Source organism: Paenibacillus sp. BT-177 (assembly GCF_025846815.2).
In the GTDB taxonomy this organism is placed as follows: domain Bacteria; phylum Bacillota; class Bacilli; order Paenibacillales; family Paenibacillaceae; genus Paenibacillus; species Paenibacillus polymyxa_C.
This window is the reverse complement of the sequence record NZ_JAOYTP010000001.1, coordinates 905,418-929,605: the sequence shown is the minus strand read 5'-3', so window position 1 is coordinate 929,605 and position 24,188 is coordinate 905,418. Positions and strand designations below refer to the sequence as shown.

General features: G+C 46.3%; 17 protein-coding genes. 12 read left to right on the top strand and 5 right to left on the bottom strand.

Going from position 1 to position 24,188, the window contains the following annotated elements:
- Positions 1–10 precede the first annotated feature (10 nt).
- Positions 11–952: a zinc-binding dehydrogenase gene (locus tag OIU26_RS04245; RefSeq protein WP_264216024.1), complete on the bottom strand. Its 942-nt coding sequence runs from the start codon at positions 950–952 to the stop codon at positions 11–13.
- 120 nt (positions 953–1,072) lie between these two features.
- Here OIU26_RS04245 and OIU26_RS04240 point away from each other — a divergent pair, with 120 nt between their 5' ends.
- On the top strand, positions 1,073–1,951 hold the full coding sequence (locus OIU26_RS04240) for a hypothetical protein (protein ID WP_264216023.1): 879 nt from the start codon (positions 1,073–1,075) through the stop codon (positions 1,949–1,951).
- Positions 1,952–2,404: 453 nt separating this feature from the next.
- On the opposite strand, the gene OIU26_RS04235 is transcribed toward OIU26_RS04240, so the two are convergent.
- Positions 2,405–3,568 carry an aminotransferase A gene (locus OIU26_RS04235; protein WP_264216022.1) on the bottom strand — a complete coding sequence of 388 codons (1,164 nt, stop codon included), beginning with the start codon at positions 3,566–3,568 and terminating at the stop codon, positions 2,405–2,407.
- A 465-nt stretch (positions 3,569–4,033) separates the two neighbouring features.
- Between OIU26_RS04235 and OIU26_RS04230 the strand changes: the two genes are divergently transcribed.
- From OIU26_RS04230 to OIU26_RS04215, 4 genes are all read left to right on the top strand, one after another.
- Positions 4,034–4,435: a VOC family protein gene (locus OIU26_RS04230; RefSeq protein ID WP_040103254.1), complete on the top strand. Its 402-nt coding sequence runs from the start codon at positions 4,034–4,036 to the stop codon at positions 4,433–4,435.
- 109 nt (positions 4,436–4,544) lie between these two features.
- Positions 4,545–5,075, top strand: coding sequence for a GNAT family N-acetyltransferase (locus OIU26_RS04225; protein WP_264216021.1), 531 nt, complete (start codon positions 4,545–4,547; stop codon positions 5,073–5,075).
- 198 nt (positions 5,076–5,273) lie between these two features.
- Positions 5,274–6,683 carry an aspartate ammonia-lyase gene (gene aspA, locus OIU26_RS04220; protein WP_264216260.1) on the top strand — a complete coding sequence of 470 codons (1,410 nt, stop codon included), beginning with the start codon at positions 5,274–5,276 and terminating at the stop codon, positions 6,681–6,683.
- Between the two features lie 167 nt (positions 6,684–6,850).
- Entirely contained in the window at positions 6,851–7,447 is a 597-nt protein-coding gene (locus tag OIU26_RS04215) for a restriction endonuclease (RefSeq protein WP_264216020.1), read from the top strand.
- Positions 7,448–7,535: 88 nt separating this feature from the next.
- Here OIU26_RS04215 and OIU26_RS04210 read toward each other — a convergent pair whose 3' ends face one another.
- Complete coding sequence (locus OIU26_RS04210; protein WP_264216019.1) at positions 7,536–10,712, bottom strand: bifunctional cytochrome P450/NADPH--P450 reductase; 3,177 nt, start codon at positions 10,710–10,712, stop codon at positions 7,536–7,538.
- A gap of 296 nt (positions 10,713–11,008) precedes the next feature.
- Between OIU26_RS04210 and OIU26_RS04205 the strand changes: the two genes are divergently transcribed.
- The 6 genes from OIU26_RS04205 to OIU26_RS04180 all read left to right on the top strand — a co-directional run bounded on the left by OIU26_RS04205 (position 11,009) and on the right by OIU26_RS04180 (position 19,037).
- Complete coding sequence (locus OIU26_RS04205; protein WP_264216018.1) at positions 11,009–12,013, top strand: BMP family ABC transporter substrate-binding protein; 1,005 nt, start codon at positions 11,009–11,011, stop codon at positions 12,011–12,013.
- A gap of 27 nt (positions 12,014–12,040) precedes the next feature.
- Positions 12,041–13,705 carry a methyl-accepting chemotaxis protein gene (locus OIU26_RS04200; RefSeq protein ID WP_264216017.1) on the top strand — a complete coding sequence of 555 codons (1,665 nt, stop codon included), beginning with the start codon at positions 12,041–12,043 and terminating at the stop codon, positions 13,703–13,705.
- 204 nt (positions 13,706–13,909) lie between these two features.
- Entirely contained in the window at positions 13,910–16,351 is a 2,442-nt protein-coding gene (locus tag OIU26_RS04195; protein ID WP_264216016.1) for an AraC family transcriptional regulator, read from the top strand.
- Positions 16,352–16,480: 129 nt separating this feature from the next.
- The gene (locus tag OIU26_RS04190) at positions 16,481–17,488 is read left to right on the top strand and encodes a tripartite tricarboxylate transporter substrate binding protein (RefSeq protein WP_264216015.1); all 1,008 of its coding nucleotides are present in this window, start codon (positions 16,481–16,483) and stop codon (positions 17,486–17,488) included.
- Between the two features lie 48 nt (positions 17,489–17,536).
- Complete coding sequence (gene kdgT / locus OIU26_RS04185; RefSeq protein ID WP_264216014.1) at positions 17,537–18,538, top strand: 2-keto-3-deoxygluconate transporter; 1,002 nt, start codon at positions 17,537–17,539, stop codon at positions 18,536–18,538.
- A 145-nt stretch (positions 18,539–18,683) separates the two neighbouring features.
- Entirely contained in the window at positions 18,684–19,037 is a 354-nt protein-coding gene (locus tag OIU26_RS04180; RefSeq protein ID WP_264216013.1) for a hypothetical protein, read from the top strand.
- A gap of 81 nt (positions 19,038–19,118) precedes the next feature.
- Here OIU26_RS04180 and OIU26_RS04175 read toward each other — a convergent pair whose 3' ends face one another.
- Both OIU26_RS04175 and fdhF read right to left on the bottom strand, forming a co-directional pair.
- Positions 19,119–19,601: a DUF1641 domain-containing protein gene (locus OIU26_RS04175; RefSeq protein ID WP_264216012.1), complete on the bottom strand. Its 483-nt coding sequence runs from the start codon at positions 19,599–19,601 to the stop codon at positions 19,119–19,121.
- Between the two features lie 12 nt (positions 19,602–19,613).
- Complete coding sequence (gene fdhF / locus OIU26_RS04170; protein WP_264216011.1) at positions 19,614–22,556, bottom strand: formate dehydrogenase subunit alpha; 2,943 nt, start codon at positions 22,554–22,556, stop codon at positions 19,614–19,616.
- 602 nt (positions 22,557–23,158) lie between these two features.
- Between fdhF and moaA the strand changes: the two genes are divergently transcribed.
- Positions 23,159–24,172: a GTP 3',8-cyclase MoaA gene (moaA, locus tag OIU26_RS04165; protein WP_264216010.1), complete on the top strand. Its 1,014-nt coding sequence runs from the start codon at positions 23,159–23,161 to the stop codon at positions 24,170–24,172.
- Positions 24,173–24,188: the final 16 nt, after the last annotated feature.

The following is a 24,188-nucleotide window of genomic DNA, read 5'->3' as shown; positions in this document are numbered from 1 at the left end:
ACTTATATAATCAATCTAAGTGAAGCACGGCTTTGCCCGAGAATTTCCGTTCCATAAGATTACGGGCAACGGTGTCAATTTCGGTCCAGGGCGCCTCCACTTGGATTCGTGGGATTAACCGCTCATCTATGACCAGCCGGGCCAGCAAACTCAGATCGTCCGCGGCTGATTGACGAGTGAGCTCCTCACCTAAAAAGAAGCTGTACAAGGTTCTTCCTCCGCTGGTCACCATATTCTTCATATCGATCATAGCAGTATTTGAAGAGGAAAACCCTACCGCAACGCAAATCCCTTGGGGCGCTAGCTGCGGCAGCAACGCCGCCAGTGTATTGCCGCCTACTGAATCGATGATCAGATCGTACGGCCCAAATTTGTTGGCTGATGAAATTGCGGAATATCCAATGATCACTTCGTCGGATCCGACCTCCCGAACAAGCTCAGCCTTCTCTTCCGTGCTTGCCGTACCTACAACGTATGCGCCGGATTGGACTGCAAGCTGATGGGCGAATAGCCCAACTCCGCCGCTAGAGCCTGTAATGAAAATTCGTTTGCCAAGCAGCATGCCGCCTTTTCGAAGTGCATAAAGAGCCGTGAGCCCTGCTACGGGGAGGGTAGCCGCCATAGTAAAAGTGAGTTTGTCTGGGATTTCGGCCAACAACGATACGGGAGCAGCCACTTGCTCGCTCCAGGCTCCCATCGGGAGCAAACCAACAACCCTGGCCCCTTTTTGCGGTCCTGCGCCGTTCTCTGCCGGCTCGATGACAATCCCGGCGAGATCCCAGCCAGGACGGCTAGATATTTCCTGATTTTTAGCGTCACTCACTTCACCGCGGTTGAGTGAGACGGCCTTCACTTGCACAAGCGCTTCCCATGGCTTAGGCTGCGGTGCGCCAACTTCCTTGAAGGCCAAATGAGACGGGGCATGCGGATCAACAACAATAGTACGAATCATATCGGTTTTCCTCCATGTTGGTATGGTCATTAGATGACCTTCATTTCAATGAGGAGTATACTTTAAATGAAGGTTCGGCCCAAGTGCAGAACTACACTTCATAAGAGAAGGGAAGAGAAGATGGATATAGATACGGAGAATTCCAGACATAGAATCGTAATGGGAGAAATTGAAGCCCTGCGGATAAAACGCCAGCAAAAGCTTGTCGATCGACCTCAACCGTCCTTGAAACGATTTACTCAACAAGAGCTGAACGACGAGGCTTTTCCTTCGTATAAAAATCTGCTGGTTGGACGTACCCGCCGCATACCGTCCCGCCAGACGATAATAAATATTGCAGAATATCTTGAGTGTACATCCGACGAGCGTAACGATTTGCTTTTGGCAGCCGGTTTTCTTCCAATTCAGACCGAACTGTATGGACGGTCGTTGGAGCGTGCATTAGAGTGGGCTCAGCAAACGATGAGGGGTATTCCTTTTCCCGCCATGGTCGTAACACATACTCAGGACATCAAGGGATTAAATGAGCCTTTTCATCAATTGTTCGAAATCCCTCTCGACCGTTCATATGACGGTTTAATGAATAGGGTCGATTTACATTTTAATTCTGGTTTTCCTATCCGGTCCCGCTCCACGTTTGACAAGGCGTCGTTTAAGCAGTGGGAGGAGCACATCATAAACGGAATACAAGCCTTTAAGAGTGAGCACATACTCTCGCGTTATGATGCGTGGTATCAAAAATTGCTGGATAGAGTTCAGAAATATAACGCGTGCGAATATCTGAGTGTGCCGGATGTAGGGGGAAATGTTGATCAAATACAAACAATTCTAGCCAGAATGGAAAGCTCCGGAGACCTTATTCCCGTACGCTACAGACAGATTTCGATTTCTGCAGGCGGCCGCTTATATCCGCAAATTGAGGTTTTCCTGCCGGTAGATTCCTCCGCGCGCACAGTTTTCGAGAACCTGGGATGTCCAGCTGATTGTGCATTTATCTAATCCGACACTTACAAGAGGATGGAATCGAAAAAGCTATTGGTAGCTGATAATTCAGAATAGGTGGTTTATTAAACTAATGGGGAACGTTAGTTGAATGACAACAGCGGCAGTCTAAGGCTTTATTTATCAAGTCTTGGTCTGCCGCTGCTTTATATTAATTGTTCAGTCTAAAACTTATTTTTCAAAAGCTGGCGATTCTTCAGTTCAAAAACCTCGCTAAATCAACAACTCTAGTCTGATACTTTATTTTCACCGAACAGCTATTCCACACACCTTATAGGATTGAGGGACTTTAAGGCGGGCAGCGAGCGAAGCGGGCCAATTGAATCTGAAGAAGCGGCAGCGTTCGCCTTTGCTGAGGGATTCTTACCTATAAATGTTTTATACAATTAAAGAATCCCCCAGCAACAGCGATCGGAAGATCAAATGGACTGCGTAGCGCCCCTAACCACCTTAACCTCTCACAATTCCTCTAACAAACCTCTCTATTTTATCCAACCCTTGCTCCAGTACATCCTGTCCGTAAGCGTAAGATAAGCGAATATAACCTTCGCCATAGGAAGAAAAAGCATCTCCCGGCACGACGGCTACTCCTTGCTCTTCCAGCAGCTTCAAGGTGAAGTCCATTGAGCTTAATCCAAAATGGGCGATGGAAGGGAAAAGATAGAAGGCTCCCTCAGGCTTCTCCAGCGGAATCCCCATATCTGTCAGTCTTCCGTGTACATAGTCACGGCGTTTGCGGTACTCTTCGCGCATCGGAAGTGCATCATCCACCCCAACGGTCAGGGCTTCCAGTGCTGCATATTGGCTAATTGAGCTAGCACAGGTCACGTTGTACTGATGTACTTTGACCATGTGCTGTGTAATCTCGGCGGGTGCAAGTGTAAAACCAATGCGCCATCCTGTCATGGAATGTGATTTGGAGAGACCGTTAATGACGATGGTACGCTCCCGCATACCTGGAAAAGTTGCAATAGATACGTGCGGTGTATCGTAAATAAGTTCGCTGTATATTTCATCTGAAATGATAAACAGATCGCGTTCCTTGAGTAAATCCGCGACTGCTTCCAGTTCTTGGTGACTCATCACCCGTCCGGTCGGATTCGAAGGATAGCCGAGAATGACTGCTTTTGTCCGCTCAGTCAGATAAGGCTCCAGTACCTCTGCCGTTAGCTTGAATCCGCTGTCGCGGGTGTCAGCCAACACTGGAATGCCACCTGACAAACGGATCAATGGCTCATATCCTGGGTAAATCGGCACAGGTAGAACAACTTCGTCTCCGGGTGACAAAATTGTGCGCAGGGTAATATCCAGCGCTTCACTGGCTCCGTTCGTCACGATAACCTCATCTTGTCCACGGTAATTCAGGCCGTATTTGCGGGCTACAAACGCTGCTGCAGCTTCTCGTAATTCCGGCAGTCCCGGATTAGGTGTATAAGTGGTTCGGCCTTCATCAATCGCCCGATGGGCAGCTTCCATAATATGCGCAGGGGTAGGGAAATCCGGCTGCCCAATCGTTAATGACAGAGTTCCGGGTAATGCGGCAACTTTATTGGCGATTTTGCGGATGCCGCTGATTTGAATATTTTTGACCTGGTCGTTAAGCAAATGCTCCATAGCGTGTGTGCCACCTTTTTCTGTATTAGAACAAGTTTACAATAATATGATCTGATTATGCTACGGCAAGAAGAATTCATTTTTACATAATTCAGGTACTAAATTGGCTAATTTGTGGTATCTTAAATATAGGATATGTTTGTAAGCGCAATCATAATGGTATTGAGATTGGGAGGCGAGAGGCACGACATTCACTTTTTGAAGAACAATAGCATCATATTGAAGATGTTTTATGATGATGAAGGGAAGCAGCTTCAACATTCAATAAATGGATAGTTAAGTGGATAAGGTGAAAAACATCTGAGGTCATTTTAGTGTACAAGACAATTCTTGGTGTAAGGCTAGGAGCTAAAGTAATGGTTGTTAGTTTAGTTACAAATGTCAGATTGATTGACTTTGTGAGATAGTTAAGATATCTTTTGTGGAGAAGTCGTATGATAAAGTAGAAGGAAGAGGTGAAGCGTCGTGGGAGTAACAGCTAAACAAATCTTTGTGAATTTACCAGTTAAAAACCTGCAACACTCCATTGATTTTTTCACTACCATCGGATTTGAATTCAACGCTCAGTTCACGGATGAACATGCAACCTGCATGGTTGTTAGTGAGCATATTTTTGTCATGCTATTGGTTGAAGAACGTTTTAAAGCATTCACTACAAAGGAAATTTCAGATGCCACGAAAAGCACAGAAGCGATTGTTGCTCTTTCGGTGGAGAGCCGAGAAAAGGTAGACGAGATTGTCCGCAAAGCTTTGGAAGCAGGCGGCAAACCCTCAAATGAGCCTCAAGATCATGGTTTTATGTATGGATGGAGCTTTCAGGATTTGGATGGTCATCTGTGGGAGTTCTTTTATATGGCAGAGCAGTAATAGAAGTAAGGGTGATTAAGTAAACGAAGTATGATGGGAAGTAATCTGTCCTAAAAAGATAGTTTACTTTCTTTCTTGTATGTTATCGAACTCATCAGGAGGGATTACAATGTCTAACGAAGTGAGAATATACCCTGTTCAAGTGCTCAGCGAAACATTGTCAGATTCACTAAGCCGGCTATTGATTGACGTGGTTGCTGATGGTGCATCTATAGGTTTCTTACCACCTCTAGGGTATCAGGAGGCAGCAGCTTATTGGAGCAGTGTGCTTGAGGATGGTGTAGTTCTGTGGATTGCCGAGAAGGACGCAGTACCTGTTGGGACGGTTCAGCTTCAGTTGGCTCAAAAAGCGAACGCTACACATCGTGCGGAAATTGCAAAGCTTATGGTACATCCGTCCGGACGAAGGCTTGGGATCGCACGCCAGTTAATGAAGGCAGCCGAAGAAGAGGCAATGCGTCAGAATAGAACTCTACTGGTACTGGATACGCGGGTGGGAGATCCTTCTAATAGATTATACGAGTCGATCGGGTTTGTGGAAGCTGGTGTTATTCCGAACTACGCTCAATCGGCCGATGGTCAGCTGCACGCCACTCGATATTATTATAAGCCTTTAAATCCGTATTACAGTCATTGCTGAGCATTTGCCGAATAACCGTGGTATTTACGGGTAATCATAACTTGTCATAGGATTACATAACCTTTTTCCGCGTTTATTCGACTGGTAAAGCACGGGAATTGGAACGTATAATGAAGAGGAGATCAGAAAAGGTCTTTTTTGTCATTTGACTGTACTGAATTGAAGAACGTAGCAAACACAGCGGAGGAATCAAAGAATATGAGGCTGGAGCATGATTTTTTAGGAACCAAGGAAGTGCCGTCAGATGCTTATTACGGTGTACAAACTCTAAGAGCAAAAGAAAATTTTCCAATTACAGGCCAACGATTGCATCCTGAGTTGATTAAAGCCATGGCGATTGTAAAAAAGGGAGCAGCGACGGTAAACATGGAACTAACCCGTCTACATCGCTCCAAAGCAGAGGCCATTATTCAGGCTGCTGACGAGATTATTCAAGGACAGTTGCATGATCATTTTATCGTCGATCCGATTCAGGGCGGCGCAGGCACGTCCATTAATATGAATACAAATGAAGTGATTGCGAACCGCGCGCTGGAGCTGATTGGCAAGCAGCGAGGAGACTATCAGGAAATCAGTCCTAATAATCACGTTAATATGGCGCAATCGACAAACGATGCTTTTCCTACGGCCGTACATTTGGCTATATTAAGTATGATTGATAAGCTGTTAGTCACCATGAGTGAGCTTCAGGAAGCATTTTCCCGCAAGGCCAATGAGTTTGATAGTGTGATCAAAATGGGTAGAACCCACTTGCAGGATGCAGTACCGATCCGATTAGGGCAGGAGTTTCAGGCTTATGCGCGTGTATTGGGTCGTGATATCGGACGTGTCCGTGCGACCAAGGAGCACCTGCTAACGATTAATATGGGTGCAACAGCGGTGGGTACTGGCTTGAACGCAGACCGCCGATATATTCAGCGTGTCGCTGAGGTACTGGCTGAGGTCAGTGGCTTTCCTGTGGAAGCAGATGAACATCTCGTAGATGCCACACAAAATACGGATGCCTATACCGAAGTGTCTGCTGCCTTAAAGATTTGTATGATGAATATGTCCAAGGTGGCTAATGACATCCGTCTGATGGCTTCTGGACCTCGTGCTGGTCTGGGAGAATTGAGTCTGCCTGCTCGTCAGCCAGGATCATCCATTATGCCGGGCAAGGTAAATCCAGTGATGTGTGAGGTCATTAACCAAATTGCTTTTCAGGTCATTGGTAATGATCATACAATTTGCTTGGCTTCGGAGGCGGGCCAACTGGAGCTGAACGTGATGGAGCCTGTACTTGTCTATAATTTGCTGCAATCGCTGGAAATTATGAAGCAGGGCTTCCACGTTTTCCGTGTTCATTGTGTGGAAGGAATTGAAGCAAATGTGGAACGGTGCCGTGAATATGTAGAGAACAGCGTAGGTATTATTACAGCGCTCAATCCGCACCTCGGATATGAGGTGGTATCACGCATTGCCCGCGAAGCAATTACGACTGGCAAATCGGTACGTGAGCTGTGTCTGCTATATAATGTACTGACTGAGGAAGAATTAGACATTATATTGGACCCGTACCAGATGACTCAGCCTGGTATTGCCGGAGAATCTTTGCTGAATCGTGAATAATATTGCGGAGTTTAGAATGTAGGCAACTTTGAGATAAAATGAAGGCAGCCCCGTCGAATTCGGCGGGGTTGCTTTTGTGTAAAACTGTATCAATGTGATAGGTGGTAACGGTAAGCCTACTAAGGAATATACCGCTTGCATGCCTGCTGTAGAAAAGGGGGAGAGGAATGCTGCTGGAGCAATTATCGGCATATAAGGAATTAGGAATAGGACTTATTGTATTACTATTACTGCTTGTGCTCACCATCAGGGGGATGGTACGTGGTCGTCGGAATCGGATTTTACGTGATCTGGACCCGCGTAAAATTGGAATTCAGGATATAGATCGTATGGAGGACGGCTCGGAATTTGAGCTTTATTTGCAGCGGCTATTATCCGCACTTGGCTATAAGGACATTTATAAAACAACCAGCAGCCGGGATTTTGGAGCAGATCTGGTATTTACAGACCGAGAAGGCGCCAGAGTCGTAATTCAGGCCAAGCGTTATGCTGTACAACATCCAGTCGGCTTGGGGGCTGTACAGGAAATTTACACTTCCATGCGTTATTATGCGGCCGATAAGTCTGTTGTCATCACCTCCGGACGTTACACGGAATCCTGTAAAACACTTGCTGCTGTCAACGGGGTTAAATTATTGGACCGCAATGATTTGGTGGATATGATTGACCTGTTTAAAGCCAAACGTCGTGAGGAGGTCATGGAACGTATAGAAAGTAAAACCGACGTGGTTGCCTCCAAATGGTGGAGCAAGAGCAAATCATAAAAGGGACTGAACTACTAGCCAACGAGATCGATGCCTGGTAGTCAGTCCCTTTTATTTTTAACATGATGATCTTTAAATACCGTTATCATCAGATACCTGTCCAGACATCCTTGGCATAGCGTTTTTCCTGTTGGAGATGATCCAACCATTGCTGCGTTTCTTCTTTACTTGTATGGTGTATATCCGCGTAGGCCGCACAGAGCGTGCCTTCAACGTCGGGGGCCATACGGCTACCATCACCGCATACATACAGATGAGCCCCTTCATCAAGCAAGTGAATCAGAGTGTCTGCATCTTCCTTCATGACATGCTGCACATATCTTTTGGGTTGATCGGGCAGACGTGAAAAGGCTGTATGAATCGTCACGATTCCTTCCTGCTCCCAGGCCTGCAACTCTTGCTTGTATAGATAATCGAGCTTTGGATCACGGCAGCCATAGTATAAATGAGCCTCGCCGAGCTGTTCTCCTCTCTCCTTAAGCACATGGCGTGTTTGGAGAAATCCGCGAAATGGGGCAACGCCAGTACCCGGACCGACCATGATGACAGGCACGGTCGGGTCTTCCGGCAAACGGAAGCCAGACTGAGGCTTTCGCACAAAAATGACAACCGGATCATCTGGTTGGAGCTGTGCCAAATAATTGGAGGCAATACCGAGGTATTCGCCCTGTCCGCTACGGGCTGGTCCACGCACAACGCTCACAGTTATACTCGCTGAATTCTCCGATTCAAGCGGAGAACTGGAAATGGAGTAGTATCTAGGCTTGAGTGGTGGTAACAGCGAGATGAAATTTTCAAATGGCAGCTCACAGGCTGGATACTTCTCCAGAATATCTAGCATCGTGACACGCTTCTTTCGTATCTCTTGATCAAAGGTGGTATCCTCTAGCAAAGCTTCGATTTCTTTCTTGTGCGGAGGACACACTGTAAAGGATGCCAGTTGCCGTAGCTGGGCTCTGGTTGCCGATTCTTGCAGTTCCACACTGAGAGTGAGCAAATCTCCTACGCTGACAGGCCGATCTAAGGGGAGATGCGCCGCATCCCGGTCACTGCCTCTCAATACGATGTAGTTTTGATCCTGCAACTTAAAGCGTTGCATTACCCTATTCACCAGCAAAGCAGGATTACGCGGCAAAACACCCAGATGATCACCCTCGCGATAGGACAATCCGGTTGGTAATTGGATCTCCAGATGCCGAGTACTGCGTTCACTTTCAGCAGCGTGCAGTTCACGATTCACAGTAACAACGGCAGTAGCTGCCTCATAGTTGGCCGCCAGAGGAGCGCTAAGTACGTCGCTTACAAACTCTATGCTCAGACTGCTGGTGTCCTGTGGTTCTGTATCACTGTGCTCTATCCCGAAAGCATTCAGCAATTCCGGCCATAAGCCGTGGTTCCAGACTTCCCAATCCTTCTCGAAGTCACCACTAGCGTCGCCCTCGCCGCGATCATACAGTCGTTTTGCCCCTTTGGCAGCCATCAGTTCATCGATCATCCTTGGAATGCGCTGATACGTGCTGGCCCAATTCCGGTCACCGCAACCAAAGACAGCGTACCTTATGCCTGCCAATTGTCCCTCATCTACCTCCTTCAACCATTCTACGAAGGCATCCGCATTATCCGGCGGATGCCCGTTATAAGATGCGGTCGTAATAAGTACCACGCCTTCTTTAGGCAAATGGTCCACATGATCATTCAGAGTTGCTATGCTGCTGTTGAAACCCCAATTCCGACCTAAATCGGCTAGTTCACCTGCAAGTCCCTCAGCTGTACCTAGATTCGAGCCGTACAAAGATAGCAAAGAAGTATCATGCTTTTCGGCATGGGGGGCTGCAACTTTTTGTTCCTCTTTTTCATGAAGTTCTTGAGCGGCACCTGGCAGCATGACGGTAGTCTGTGTGCTGCGCGGACGTACTTGAATGGTGAAGCCCTCAGGCTTGAGTGTGAGCGTTTCTTTGACCTTCAACTCATAATGAGTATGGTCAATCAGCTCAAAATGTTTCAGTACCATACCCAGCACAAGGGTGGCCTCCTGTAAGGCAAACTGTTGTCCGATACAAGCACGTTGGCCGTTGCCAAACGGTTTGTAGGCATCTTGCGGAATGGCGGATGGGTCTTCAAAGCGTTCCGGTCTAAATTCCTCAACATCTTCGCCCCAAGCCTCGGTATCACGGTGCAGTTTTGGGATGAGAACATTGACGCTGTCGCCTTTTTTTAGCGGATAGGTTCCGTCGAGCAGTGTATCTTCTTTGGCGAAGAGAGAGAAGGCGGGCGCTGTTGGCCATAGCCGCAGGGCTTCATTCAGTATCATCCTTATGTACTTGAGTTCACGCACCTGAGTATAGGAAGGCAACGAGTCGGTGAGCACGCGATCTACTTCTTCATAGGCTTTGGTTAGTGTTCGTGGATTTTTAAGCAAATAGTAAATGGCAAAGGACAAAAGTCCACTGGTCGTTTCATGACCGGCGATGAGAAAGGTAATGATCTGATAGCGGATATTTTCATCATCCAGCGTTTCTCCTGTTTCCGGGTCCTTGCCTTCCAGCATACGTGCCAGTAAATCCTCTTCTCCTTGGTTGCCCGTGGTTTTGCGTTCTTGAATAATACTGTCCACCAGAGAGAACATCGTTTCGATGTCATGTTTAAACTGTTTTTTCTTCGATAACATCAGCTTGTTTTGCAGATTGAGGCGTTGGAGCTGTCCCATCGCTTCATCCAGTGCGCGTGTCATACTGGTCACGAACGGATGGGGCTGATCACGGTAAAAGCTGTTAAAACGATAATTAAAGCCGCATAATCCGATGGTATCCAAAGTCAGCCGGGTCATATCTTCCGGTACCTCTACACTTTCATCTGGATTGAGCCGAGACCATTTCTGCACCAGCTGAACAGCAAGATCAAGCATCATATTGTGGTAACCCTTCATAGCCCGCTGACTGAAGCTTGGTAGCAATATTTGGTGGGCCTTGCGCCAGTTCGGTTCCTCAGTCCAGCTTGTGAATAGTCCGTCACCGGCAAAAGCTCGTACTTTTTGTAAGGGAGCCCATACCTGTTTGTCGAAACGGGATTCATCACAAGCATCTGCGACCAGCTTATGACCGGAAATATAAATGTTCGTTCCTTCAGGCAGATCCATGCGAAAGATGGGACCATGCTCATTAGCAAGCTTAACCAGAGACTGGACAGGGGCATGTGTATCGATCAAGGGCAGATTTCCTAAGGGACCATATGTTTTAGGCTGCGGAATTGAATTTGTTGAAGTCATTCTAAATGTAGCTCCTTTCAGTTTCAACATAGAGTGATAGTTTCAGTTTCAAAATACCTAGGTTTTTCAATGGAAATTACACTTTAATCTTTCGAGATAAACGGAAATAAATGAATTTAGACAGTTCGTATAATAAAAACAATTAAAAATATACATTTTTTACATAATAAATAAAGACATCACACTTATCACACTTCTATTAACAATGAATTTACAGAAACTCTTATGAAAAAATATGCTTTTATAACCGATATAAAGATGTTGGGGATTTGCATTTTATGTTGAGGTGATATGTCATGAAGAAACGAGCTCTATTATTAACTTTTAGGTGGATTCCCATTGTCACGATCTTTGCATTATTGGTAAGTGCATGTGGGCAATCAGACGTACAAACCAAGGCCGAACCCATTAAGGTGGGAATCGTACTGTCAGATATTGGTCTGGGTGACCAATCTTACAGCGACGCGGCTTTTCGAGGTTTGGTCAAGGCACGGGATGAGGGGAAGATTGTTTTTGAATACCGGGAAATAACTGAGACCAAGACGTATGATGCTGCTTTTAATCAGCTTGTTCAAGAAAAAGCAGATTTAATCATTGGGTTGGGTTATATGGTGAAGGACAGTTTGGAGGCCGTTGCCAAAAAGAATCCAGACCGTAAATTTTTAATCGTGGATGAAACATCGGAATTGCCGAATGTGGCCTCCATTACGTTCAAAGCAGAAGAGGGCAGTTTTATGGCCGGAGTTGTTGCCGGTTTGACGAGTCGTACGGAACAGGTGGGTTTTCTTGGAGGTGCGGAATCTCCTCTGCTGAAAAAGTTTGAAATTGGGTATCGTGCAGGGGTGCAGTCAGTCAAACCTAATGCGAAAGTTACGGCAACGTATGCAGGAGATTTTGGCAAGCCGGAGCTGGGTACGAAAATTGCAGATGACATGATCAACCAGAATCAGATTGATGTCATTTTTGCAGCAGCAGGGCTAACCGGTGTAGGTGCATTACAGGAAGCGCAGAAGCAGCATAAATTCGCCATCGGGGTCGATAGCGACCAGTTTTTTATTGCGGAAAAAGCGGTAGTGACCTCAATGATTAAAAATGTAGACACTGCAATTTATACAGTAGTCAAAGGCTTTGCAGATCATCAAAGAAAATTTACGGAGAAGGATATGGTGTTTGGACTTGCGGAAGAAGGTATAGGTTTGGCGCCTATTCGTGTCGTGACACTGAATCCGGATCAGCAAAAGGTGATGGATAATTTAATGGAAAAAATCAAATCCGGCACACTTACTGTACCCACCCAATAAATTTTCGCAAACGGAGGATGAATGCTGATGAAACTGCAAGGTAAACTGGTGCTTAACGCGATGATTTCCCTGATCGCTTGCCTGGCTTTAGTAGCTTATATCATTTTTGAATTGTTACGTATTAACGCTCAAAGCAGTAATCTTGTTCCAGCTATGTTGAATGTACAGCAACTTAATGCCTATTTGATTCAGTCGGGGCAGGCGCTGCAAAATTATTCTACTTCCATGACGGAGAGCAACAAAGCCGATGTGCAAAATCAGCTAACTCAGTCTGAAAAAACGATTACTTTGCTTTCACAGGGCATGATGCAGACCGAAGCACAGCAAAAGCGACTGGATACGATTAAAACAAAATTCAACCAATTGAAAGCAGCAACGGAAAAAGCGATGAGTGCTCAGAACAGCCCAGAATCCAAACGAGAGGCCATGCGTGCCCAGGGGATTCAGAACGATGTATTTATGCTGGATCTACTGACCAAGTCGCGTTACGACCATTACACAGAAGAGTTGACCAAGAGTATTCGTTTTACTTGGCAATTAGCCTTGACAGGCGCAGTTCTACTTCTGGTGGCGGTCGGGCTATATAATACATATACCTCCAGGCAACTTGCCCTTAGAACCCGCAAGTTAACGGATGCAGCGAAGCAAATTGCCGAGGGAAATTTAACCGTTCAACTTCCTCAAACAAAGGGCGCAGATGAGCTAGACGAGCTCAATGAATCTTTCCGTGTTATGATCGGGAACTTGCGCAGCATTGTGCTTTCCATTGATCAGGCGGGTAATCGCGTCGATCTGATGGCTCGGGATATTGATCAGCACAATGAGGCCATGAAGGAAATTGTGACACAAGTCAGCACATCAACAGAGGAACTTGCGATAGGCAGTCAGAAAATAGCTGAGGACCTGTCATCGACAGTTGGCGTGGTGGATGATATGCAGCAGAAGTTTGAATCTAATTTGCTGGAGACTACGCAATCAACCACGTATAGTGAGGATGCTTTGTGTGTCATTGAGCAGGGTGCGCGTGTTATGAGTGATCAAATGCGAATTGTTGCAGAGAATCGTTCAGCAATGTCCGAAGTGGAGCAAACAGTCAAAGAGCTGGAATCTAATGCAGCTGAGATCACGACGATGACCGGTTATGTATCTGAAATTGCCAGCCAAACGTCACTCTTATCCTTGAATGCTTCGATTGAGGCTGCGCGTGCGGGTGAAGCGGGAAAAGGCTTTGCTGTTGTTGCCAATGAAGTGAAAAAGCTGGCGAGCCAATCTGAATCTGCTGTAAAGAAAATTTATACCGCTGTTGAGGGGATCACGCAGGCTATGGATAAGGTGAAGACTTCTGTGACGCAAAGTCAGGAGTTGTTCCGCGAGCAGGAGAAGGCAACCTCCTCCACCGGAGAATCGTTTAGAGAGATTAGTGGCAAAGTGCAGCAAATTGCCGGCCAAGTCAGCAAGTTATCCATAGACATGAATGTATCGCGAGAACTGAGTGTACAGGTGCAGCAAGCTATTGAGAATATTAGCGCAATCACTCAGCAGTCCGCCGCAGGCAGTGAAGAGATTACGGCTTCCACGGTGGAGCAGAAGCGTTCCTTCGAGGAATCGGCTGAGAAGGTAAAGGAGCTTCGCCAGATTCGCGAGGAGATGCAGCGGGAACTGAATCGTTTTCAGGTGGAAAAGACGAGCTGACACTGTAATACGAATACCTATGCTGCTGACAAATGAAGGCAGGCAGCACGTAAGAAGAAGTTCTACCTTGTACAGGGAGACTTCTTCTTTTTATTTTTAATGATGTGACTTCTGTTAAGTTTGATTTGTAAAGGCAGGAAATTCCACTTCATGCGTCAAATAGATGTAGAGGTAATATGTCATCTAATATAGAGTAAGAGGAAGATGGACAACGTAGTCCGGAAGGATGAAGTTACAGGAATGTTGCGACTTAAGCTTCGTTTGATACTGAAAAATAAGCAGACAAGACTGATCCTGCTGCTCACGCTGTGCGTGTCGCTCGTGATCAGCGTGATCGGCTTGCTATCGTATTCAAGATACCGTGAAGGTTTGGATACCGAGCTGAACACACCTAATATAGAATTGTTGCAAATCAATCTGGATGTGACCAATCGGGCTTTCCGTGAGTCGGATAACAAGGCTCTGGATGCGGCTTATCATCCGGATGTAGAGTCTTTTTTACGTATTCATACGGACGGAAAGTCGGTATCTAACAAAGCTTCCGTTATAGATCGGCTTCAGAAATATTTGAAAACCCTTTCTTCGAGCGAAGAAATTTATTCGGTTGAAGTCATTTCTTTGGACAATCATGCTCTCATCTCCAGCAATTATGGTTATTTGCCCGATTGGAACCAGGCACCGGATACAACCTGGGTTCCCTGGATTCAGAACATTCAAAAAAAGCCGCTACTAATTAAACGAAGATGGTATGGCACGGATCAACAGCATGGCACGATAGAACTGCTCTCGCTGGTTAGGCCTATAGTAGAGAATGGACAGGTCATCGGTGCAGTGTTAATCAATTTGGATTACGACCGTTTTTTCTCCAAATTGTATATTCATTTATCCAACTCGCAATACGTCTATGATCTGGAGGGTGAGCTGATCTATCCCAAGCTGAGATCGTCCTTACCCTTAAATGAGATGGGCAGGGTTTTGAAAGAGCTGGATGTGAATCCTTACGCTTATGTAGAAATCGGGGATATGGAATATATGGCGAACCAGACCTTCTCTGATGTCACAGGCTGGCGTCTAGTATCACTCGTGCCGATGGACAAGCTGCTGAAAAATGTCAAGCTGGCGCGCAATATGATGCTGTGGCTGGCCTTGATCTCTATCCTGGCTGGGTGCTCAGCGGTTTACTATTACAGTTATGCCGCTTTTCGCCCCATGAAAAAAATTAATAGCCTCCTGAATTCAGGCAATAAGGGAACACGCCAGGGAGGATTGTATGATTTGGAACCCGTGATTAGCAAGTTGGTTGGAGAATTTCACCGCAAATCTTTGGTGGTAGAGCGAAGCTTGCCGGAGCTGCGATCCAAATATATAGAAGATGTCATCCAGCGTAGAATGGGTATACAGGAAATGCGTACGAAATGGGAACAGTATTTTTCCGATTGGGACCGTAATTCTTTGGTTGTTATGGTCGTGTCGATTGATCGGTATTCTATGTGGACCGCAAGCTTTCCAGAAGAGGACAAAATGCTGCTCAAATATGCGCTGAACAATATTTTGCTGGAGATGCTTGAGCCTCAGTGGAAAGCAGTCAGTGCGCCGGAGGAGGAGAATGGTCTGGTTGTCCTGCTGCAGCTCAGGGAGAGTGTATATGAAGTTGGAGCAGAGGGAGTAGCCAAAGAGAGAACATGGCTTCGTAAGAGCGTTGACAGGCTAATTCAGGTTGTTGGGGAGTATCTTCCCATGACTATTTCGGTAGGGATCGGCCATAAGGTCATAGATATTCAAGAGGTACGGGCGTCTTTTATACAAGGAAAAGAGGCGCTTAATTTACGTTTGTACGAGGGGTATGGACGTTCACATATGAATATGAGCAGCAACATAAATGTGAAATGGGATTGCATAGTGGATGTGCAATCACAGGATCAGGCTCAGGATGCAAGATTACTGGACCATCGGCGTGTGGATCTGACTCGTGCTGTGGAGTCACAGGAGCCTGGTGCAAGTGCAAAGCTAGTCAGCCAGTGGGTAGAAGAACTTCGACACTATAGGACATCTCCAAACCAAGTCTACCTATTTGTTCATGAACTGCTGGAAGATTTGCTAAAATGGTGTGCCACTCAGAGTGTGACACCGCCAGATCAGCTCTCTGATTATCATTGGAATCAGATTCTGACGCTAGACCTTCAAGACATTGAGCTTTTGCTGGCCATTATGTTGACTGATATTGAAGAAAAATGGCATGGACGCCAACAGTCCAAAGATTTTGTACGCGTACAAGAGATGATCGACTATATGGAAAACTATCTGCATTTGAACATCGGGCTTCAGGAAATTGCGGATCATGTTCACATGAGCGTGTCCTCGGTGAGCAGTATGTTCAAGGAGGAAACGGGGACTACCGTTTACGATTATTTGACTGGATTACGTGTAAAAAAGGCATGCATATTGCTATGTGAAACACATTTGAAAATTGGTGAAATTGCAGAACAGGTCGGATACCGAAATGAGAACAGCTTTATTCGTGTATTCCGCAAGTATAAACAAGTGACCCCAGGGAAATTCAGACAAATCAACAAATCTTCTAATGAATATGCAGATCGGTCAAAAGATCGGCGCTTTGGTGAAATCGAAGATAAATACGAGGATTAGGCGATAGATGTGGACCTCTACGGTGCGGTACATTGACTTCATGTAAGCGTGAACAATATGTCCGTAAAGGTTGGAGGTGACAACGGGTGCAAGATGGGCCCAGTTCATTTTTGGAGAAGAGGAAGCGTAATGAAGAAAAAGCCATGGCAAAAATATGTGCTGGTTGCGGCAGGAGTGGCTATGCTTTCTGCCTTGAGTATCAGTGAATATGTGGATCACCGTACCCTGCAGGATCACAGTCGTATATTTCCTGCGAAGCCAGTAACGCTTGTCGTTCCATATGCGGCGGGGGGCGGTACAGATATTACCGCAAGAGCGTTGGCTAAAGCCGCCGAAAAGCATCTCGGGCAGCCGATCATCGTCGTTAATCGAACAGGAGGCGGCGGTTCTGTCGGGCTGATGGAGGGAGCTGAGGCGCAGGCGGACGGTTATACCGTAACGTATCTGGTTGCTGAACTGACTACATTACCACATTTGGGACTGCTACCAATCACCTACGAGCGTTTTAAGCCGCTGCTTCAAACCAATATGGACCCTTCTGCCATTACGGTTCGGGCGGATGCGCCTTGGAAGACAGCGGAGGCATTTCTGGAGGATGCTAGGGTCCATCCAGGCAAGCTGAAAATGGGTAATGCAGGCACAGGAAGCATCTGGCACCTCGCTGCCGCGATGCTGGAGCAGAAAAGCGGAGTCCGCTTTACCCATATTCCTTATGAGGGAGCAGGCCCAGCAGTTTCTGCTTTAATGAGTGGATTCGTGGATGCTGTACCCGTCAGCCCCGCAGAAGTAAAGAAATACGTGGACGATGGGAAGCTTCGCATACTGGCGATCCAAGCAGACACTGTTTCGGAAGCGTTTCCAAAGGTGCCGACACTTCAGCAGGCGACTGGGTTACGTGTCCATTTTATCGGCACTTGGAGAGGGCTGGCTGTACCCAAGGATACACCGAATGAGGTGGCTCGAACGTTAGCGGATGCACTGATCAAGGGGACGAAAGACGAGCAATTCAGGAAGGAAATGCGGAAGCATGGGTTAGGGTTGCGTGTCCAGGATGCAGAGGCATTCGCACGTCAACTGAAGGATAGTCATGATACTTTCGCCAAATTAATTCCTGAACTCGGCTTAAGTCGCAAGTAAAACGGCCTTGTTTTTGCATTGGCAAAAACGAAAGGGTTGAATGAAGTTATGAAAATCAAACAAAATATCGATAAAATTCCTGGGGGCATTATGCTGGTGCCGCTGTTTATTGGCGCACTTTTTCATACATTTACTCCATGGGCAGGCGACTATTTTGGATCTTTTACCAAGGGGTTGATGACCGGTACGGTGCCCATTTTGGCAGTGTGGTTTTTTTGTATGGGTGCTTCCATAGATGTGCGAGCGACAGGCACTGTTTTGCGTAAATCAGGAACGCTCGTATTGACTAAAATTGCGGTCGCCTGGGTCGTGGCGATCATAGCGTCCAGATTGCTGCCCGTTGGTGGCGTAGAAAGTGGGCTATTTGCAGGTTTGTCGGTGTTGGCGCTGATTTCGGCTATGGATATGACGAACGGTGGGCTTTACGCCTCCATTATGCAGCAGTATGGCTCGAAGGAAGAGGCAGGAGCATTTGTGCTGATGTCACTGGAATCGGGCCCGCTGGTGACCATGCTTATTCTAGGTAGTACCGGACTGGCCGTTTTTGAACCGCAAACATTTGTCGGGGCCGTATTACCATTTTTGGTCGGCTTTATGTTGGGCAATCTGGATCATGATTTCCGTAAATATTTTGGAAACGCGACACAAGCCCTTATTCCATTTTTTGGTTTTGCACTAGGGTGTTCCATTGACCTGAGTGTGATTGTCCAGACAGGTATGCTAGGTATTTTATTGGGTATTTTTGTAATTATATTGACGGGAATTCCACTGATTCTGGCGGATAAATATATTGGTGGTGGCAACGGTACGGCAGGGATTGCAGCCTCCAGCACAGCAGGTGCAGCAGTGGCAAATCCAGTCATTGTTGCCAATATCAAGCCTGAGTTTTTGCCTGTTGCGCAATCTGCAACAGCATTAGTAGCCGCTTCGGTCATAGTGACCTCCATTTTGGTGCCAATTCTGACGGCATACTGGGCCAATTATATGAATCGCAAGGGGGAGCCCAAAGGTGCGGGGCCTGTAAATCCACGGGCGAATGTACCTAAATAAAGTTTGAATAATGAGGGCTCAATTCATCGACGTTACCATTACCCGGGAAATGCTGTCACAGTCATAGATACACTTTCCGTCCTAACATGATAAAACTTGTCCTAAAACGCTTCTGCCAACATACATATGTAAGCAGAGGAGCGTGATGGAATTGGAAAACAAGGTGCGTCGCTATTACCAGTTAAAGCAAAAGCAAAAAGAAATGGAAGGCGAACTGGCTGATTTGCGTAATGACATTACCGCTCATTGTGCAGAACAGGAAGTATCCGATTGGGAAATTGGCAACTACAGAGTCAGGATTGTACAGCAGCAGCGCAAGGAATACGATCATGCGAAATTGTATGATGCATTGCCTGATCCTCAATTATGGCGTTTGTTTTCCAAGCCGGACACTTCAAAAATTTCCAGCTTGCTAAAACTTAAGGTTATCGCGGAGGAGCAAATAAAAGATGCTGTTTCTCTTAAAACGGTGACCTTGTTACAAGTGGATAAAAAGTAATAAAAAGAGCTGTCCCCGTTTACGGAGCCAGCTCTTTTTATTAAATGTGGTTAGTAGTCTTCCAACTATTCATTTATTAAGCTATTGATCAGACAAACCTTTTCCCATGCCTTTGAGAAAATGAATACCGAACCCCATTGCCCGGTTTACATCCGGGTCATTCATGGCCTTCATAAGATCACGCAGCCGCGTCTTTTTATTCTGCTTTAGATGCTCTTCGGCTTCATTCAAACCTGTAGTGACGCTGTTTGCCAGTTTTTTCATCAGCCCGGGGTCTACCTCGGACAGCATCCCTGCTGCACCCATCAGATTATTGATCATGTTCGTCACAGGCTTGCGCGTCGCTTGTCCTACAGCGATTTTGGCGATGGCTTCTTTGGCTTTTAGCATAGACTGGGCTGCTTCGAGAAGACCGCTGTCATGCAGCTCCCGTACAATCTCAAGTGTCTTCTGCAATGCCGCCCCATTGTCCGCAAGATCGGCAGTCAGTTGATCCAGGGATTGTTTTTGCCGTTCTTCTGCTGTCAAAATACGTTTTCTCACAATTGAAATAGGCTTAGCCATGGTTTGACCTCCTTATTTTTGATCTACCAAATCGACGTAACCGGGACGATTCCACTTACGGTTCACTTCAACCCCATTTTGCGGATGCCGCTTTTTATAACGTGGATTGATATGAGGCAGTGGATTTTGACCATCGATCTCCAAAATTTGCATCCGTACTTTGGTTTGTTTATAGGCTGGTGTACGGGTGATGACATCAAATGCTCCACCAGTTAATAGATTGACAGCACCCTCATGGCTGGTAGAGTGCATTGGCACATAAATTTCAGTTCCCTGTACCCGGTCCGTCACCAGAACACGTAGCTTGACCGCACCATAGGGAGATTCCAGCCGAACCAGCGATCCGTCTGTAACTCCACGCTCCTCAGCCAACTCAGGGGAAACTTCCACAAATACTTTTGGAAGTTTGAGCTGAAGGCCTGTTGACTTTGTCGTCATATTTCCTTCATGAAATTGTTCGAGCAGTCGACCATTATTTAAGGTCAGATCGAATTCAGAGGGGTACTCTTTTGGTGGTACATATTCGAAAAGTCCCAAGCGTGCTTTTTTATCTGGAAAGTTAAAGCCGTTGGTATGCAAAAGCGGTGTGTTGCTGCCATCTGGCGATCCCCAATGGAAGCTGTTCCAGCCTTCCAATACGTCATAATTACATTGGGAGAAAAATGGAGTGAGCGCCGCCATTTCCTCAAAAATTTCACTCGGATGACTGTAATTCCAATCAAATCCCATGTGCTTGGCAAATTGGCTGAAAATCCACCAATCCGGTTTGCTGTCTCCTACAGGGCGGAGCGCCTCGTATAAACGCTGTACGCGACGTTCGGTGTTTGTGAAGGTTCCGTCTTTTTCGAGTGAAGGTACGGCTGGCAAAATGACATCAGCGAATTCAGCTGTCTTGCTCAGAAATACATCCTGAACGACAAGGAAATCCAAATTCGCCAGCATTTCTTGGGTATGGTTGGAGTCCGCATCCACCCATGCCATTTCTTCTCCAGCGATATACATACCTTTGAGCTTACCCGTCTCAATGGCTTCCAGCATTTGAATGTTGTCCAGTCCGCGTTGGCTTGGAATTTGTACGCCGTAGGCCGCTTCGAACTTGGAACGAATGGCATCGTTCGTTACGGGCTGATAGCCAGGGAAAATATCTGGCATCGTACCCATATCGGCAGCGCCCTGCACATTGTTATGACCACGAAGCGGATATGCGCCTGCACCCGGACGCATAAAGTTGCCAGTCACCAGCAGCAGGTTGGCAATTGCAATCGAAGTGTAGGAGCCTGCGATGTTTTGTGTCACGCCCATACCCCAGCAAATGGCCGTGCCATCCGCTTCGTGAATCATGGTTGCTACCTGAATCAGCGTCTCTTTGGAGATGCCAGTTTCCTGTTCGGCGAATTCCAAGGTGAATTTCTCCAGCAATTTCAAATATTCAGGATAGAAATTTACATGTTCCCCAATGAATTTAGCATCATGCCAGTTTTGCTCAATGATGTATTTGGCTACAGCGGATAACCATACATAATCCGTACCTTGCTTCGGACGCATGAACAGATCTGCGCGTTCTGCCATTTCATGTTTGCGCAGGTCCACCGAGATCAGCTTTTGACCATGCAGCTTATGCGCACGTTTGATGCGGGTAGCCAGCACAGGATGTCCTTCTCCCGGCGCACAGCCGACCAGTATGACCAAACCTGCTGAGGCAATGTCTTTAATCGTACCGCTGTCTCCGCCGATGCCTCCGGTGTATTGTAGACCCCATGATGCAGGAGATTGGCAATACCGTGAGCAGTTATCAACGTTATTCGTTTGGAAGACCTGACGAGCCAGCTTTTGCATCAGATAATTTTCTTCATTGGTAAATTTGGACGAAGAAATAAAGCCGAGTGCCTCGCCGCCGTAGGTTTCTTTAATCGCTCCCATTTTGTTGGCCATCAGGCTCAAGGCTTCTTCCCAGGTTGCTTCCACGAATTCGTCTCCTTGACGAATTAATGGCGAGGTCAAACGCTGATCGCTATTCACAAAATCCCAACCGAATTTCCCTTTGACGCATGTCGAAATGCCGTTAACAGGCCCCTCAGAGGTAGGTTGTACCTTCAAAATTTTGCGGCCTTTGGTCCAAACTTCAAAGCTACAACCTACACCACAAAACGTGCAGACGGTTTTTGTTTTTTTTGTACGGGTTTCACGCATCGCTGCTTCAGCTTCCGAAATTGCAAAAATACCGCTGTAGCCTGGCTCCACTTCCTTAATTAGATCAACCATTGGATTTAATAAATCTTTATTTATGCCGCTCATGAAGCCGGCCTCTCCCAGCATGGATTTTTCCATCAAGGCGTTACATGGGCAGACCGTTACACACTGACCGCAGCTGACGCAGGAGGAATCGTTAATTGCAACTCCTTCATCCCAGATCACGCGAGGGCGTTCAGCCTCCCAGTCGAGGGACAGTGTTTCATTGACCTGAAGGTTCTGACATACCTCTACGCATTGGCCGCATGCAATACATTGATTGGGATCATAACGGTAAAAAGGGTGGGACATATCCACTTCTGTGGGATCAACCTTCGGTCGATATGGATATTTTTGATGTTCAATTTCCATAAGCTCTGCGGTGTTATGCAGTTTACAATTACCGTTGTTGTTATCGCACACTGTACAGTAGAGGAGGTGATTTTCCAGCAAACGATCCATAGCCTCGGTTTGAGCTGCTTTTGCGCGATCTGAATGTAGATGAATATTCATTCCATTCGTAGCAAGTGTTGAACAGGAGCGTACAAGCTTTCCGTCTACTTCCACGATACATGTGTCACAGGTTCGGATCGGATCCACTTCGGGAACGTAACACAGTTGGGGATGGGCAATATTGTTTTCGTTGATTACTTCAAGAATGGTTGCACTGCTATTCGTTTTCAGTTCCTGTCCGTTTAATGTAATTTTGATCGTACTATCCGTCACGGTTCAGGCTCCTTTCAGATTTTGAATTTTAAAATTGGGAACAAAAAAACTCCACCATAAACACAAGTGCTCGTGTTTAAGCACTTGTGTTTATGGTGGAGTAGTGACCAAGCTCTAGGTCCTGGAGGCCAATCCGCCATAGGAGTATGTATTAATACCAGACAGTACGCACCGTCTGTATATCAATAAATTGAATATGTCATTTTCTGCATGTCATCTGGTGTAACTATAGCGTAAAATTTAAGATAGTTCAACGGTGATTTATTAAAATTTTTAATCGATAATGATTATCAATTGAGAAAGCGAAAAATCATTGACAAACGTTCCAGGATTGCTAACAATAGGAATGTATCTATTTGAGAGCATTCGTGAATGGAGTGTACGTGAGAATCGCGTATATTTTATTTGGCGCAGCGCTTGTTAGTTTGATTTTTCTATATCACATGATGTGAGGATTCGTAAAATCCTGATGTAGATAAATTAACCGGCATTTAGCAGATTCTTCGGTATTCATAAGCGAAGAAGTTGTTGTGATGCCGGTTTTTTGGTTCAGTTTAGAGTTTAAAGAGGTTTATTAATGAAGACGGATTGAGGTGAACGGGATGGCGAACCGCAGCGACGATCAATGGAATCGTCCGTTACGGGACTTGAGAATATCCGTCATAGACCGATGTAATTTTCGGTGCCGATATTGTATGCCTGAAGAAATATTTGGCCATGACTATCCGTTTTTGCCAAAAGAAAAAATATTGACCTTTGCGGAAATTACCCGCCTTTCTCGTATCTTTGTCTCGCTGGGTGTTACAAAGCTGCGCATTACTGGTGGTGAGCCTTTGCTGAGAAAAGATCTGTCCTCGCTCATTCATTCGTTAACTCAACTCGATGGGGTTGAAGACATTGCTATGACGACGAACGGTGTCTTTTTGCCTAAGTATGCAGCGTCACTGCGAGAGGCGGGGCTGAATAGAGTGACAGTTAGTCTGGATTCGCTTGATGATGATCGATTCCGCCGAATGAACGGGGGGAGAAGCAGTGTAAAGGCGGTGCTGGAAGGTATTGAGGCTGCAGCTCAAGCGGGAATGCAGGTGAAAATAAATATGGTCGTGCAAAAGGGCTTTAACGATCAGGATATCGTGCCCATGGCCGACTATTTTCAAAAGAAAAAGCATATTTTGCGCTTTGTTGAATTTATGGATGTAGGCAACACCAATGGCTGGAAATTGGATCAGGTTGTTTCCAAGCAACAGATCATCGAAACGATCCACGAGCACATGCCGTTAGAACCTGTTCCACCCCAGTACAAAGGTGAGGTAGCGACGCGCTATAGGTATCTGGACAGAGACGGGGAAATCGGCATTATTTCATCCGTTACGGACGCTTTCTGCTCCACATGTACACGGGCGAGAATTTCTGCTGAGGGCTCCTTGTACACATGCCTGTTTGCGTCTAAAGGGTACAAGCTTCGCACGATGCTGCGGTCCGAGCAATCCGATGATGAGATTAGATCTTACATTGAGCGTGTATGGAGAGGACGTACCGACCGCTATTCAGAGGAACGGTTGACTCATACAAAGCAAGCATCGTCCAAAATTGAAATGTCACATATCGGCGGGTGAACCAAAGAGCCAGCCT